This is a genomic window from Escherichia sp. AM3, from assembly GCF_032029835.1.
GTDB lineage: Bacteria > Pseudomonadota > Gammaproteobacteria > Enterobacterales > Enterobacteriaceae > Escherichia > Escherichia coli.
Window position 1 is genome coordinate 1 of record NZ_JAVUPQ010001092.1, and the last position, 259, is coordinate 259.

Annotated in this window: 1 pseudogene; it reads right to left on the reverse strand. The window is 61.0% G+C overall.

From position 1 onward, the window contains the following. A pseudogene (locus tag RTW80_RS29850) lies at positions 1-259 on the reverse strand (flagellar hook capping protein); the annotation flags it as partial.

Consider the following 259-nt stretch of genomic DNA (forward strand, 5'->3'; position numbering starts at 1 on the left):
GTTAAGCACCGGGGAACTGCCGTCGAGCGGGATGCGCACATCTTCCACTTCGCCGGAGACTTCAATCGGCACCTCTTCTTCCCCGGTATTGGTCACCACCGAGACGTCGTAATCGCCCGGCGGGATGCCGTAATCCGCGGGATTCACCGAGAAATCAACCTGGCCTGGTCCGACGGACGAACTGCCTTCTGGGATCAGCGAGACGGTGTAGTCATCGCCTGCGGCATCGGTAAAGTGGAGATCGGCGGTGGTACAGGCG